This is a genomic window from Bartonella sp. AA86SXKL (assembly GCF_042196885.1).
In genome coordinates this window covers 1-790 of sequence record NZ_JBHIRE010000259.1, presented here as the reverse complement: position 1 = coordinate 790, position 790 = coordinate 1, and the positions used below count along the sequence as shown (strand labels likewise).

The 790-nt window shown below is 40.3% G+C and carries 2 protein-coding genes and 1 pseudogene; all 3 read right to left on the bottom strand.

Features of this window, described 5'->3' with window-relative positions; genetic code table 11:
- Positions 1-136 (bottom strand): annotated as a pseudogene (locus ACFIO5_RS11395) (pyrroline-5-carboxylate reductase); the annotation flags it as partial.
- Between the two features lie 54 nt (positions 137-190).
- Positions 191-436 (bottom strand): hypothetical protein, encoded by a 246-nt coding sequence (locus ACFIO5_RS11390; protein WP_375705468.1) that lies wholly within the window; start codon positions 434-436, stop codon positions 191-193.
- Between the two features lie 102 nt (positions 437-538).
- On the bottom strand, positions 539-790 hold a 252-nt coding region (locus ACFIO5_RS11385; protein WP_375705467.1), incomplete at its 5' end, for a YraN family protein.

Sequence of the window (790 nt, the reverse complement as noted above, 5' to 3'; positions counted from 1 at the left end):
AATTGCGTGAAAGATGCTCTGCTCTTTTTGCATTGCGTGGTGAGAGGATAATGGAAGGAACATCAAAAACGCTTCTCATTAAACCATCAACCATTGAAGCACTGATTTTACCTGTTCCTAAAAAGCCAATTGTCATTTTTACTCCTCGCTCTCAAAATTTCCAAGGACACCCAACCAACGCTTTGCCATTTTAACTTACATAGATACTAATTGAAGATGCAACACAAAGCATGGCAAGAATAATCAATGTCAAATAAACTTTAGGTTTATCAAAGAGCACCGCAAAAGCGGAAAACCAACCAACAATCGCAGCCGCTAATGCAAATAAAAAACCTGGTTTATTCATAAGCACGATATGCATTGCCATTAAACCACCAATAATCAGCGCCCCAAAAACAATCAACAAACCCGTTGCAAACATTTCATAATCATCCATCTTTCACTCCTCATAGCGCTCAAATTATTAGGCACTTTTTCTAACGCATGTGTATAAACAAGATATTTTCCATCTACCATGGTTAAAACGATAGAGAAACTCTTATTTATTAGACATAAAAAATGCTGGAATATGCTGCGGCCAACGCCACGGTAAAATGGCGATCAAATCGAAGCGTACACATAAAAGAGCACGATCTTTTTGCCGTGCCAACCAAATATCGGCCGCGGCCTCAATGCGCCTCTCATTCACCCGAGAAACAGCAGCCATCGCTTCAGCTAGTGTTGAACGCGCTTTTACCTCAACGATTAAAACAAGATTTCCACGCCGCGCAATTAAATCAATTTCACCGCA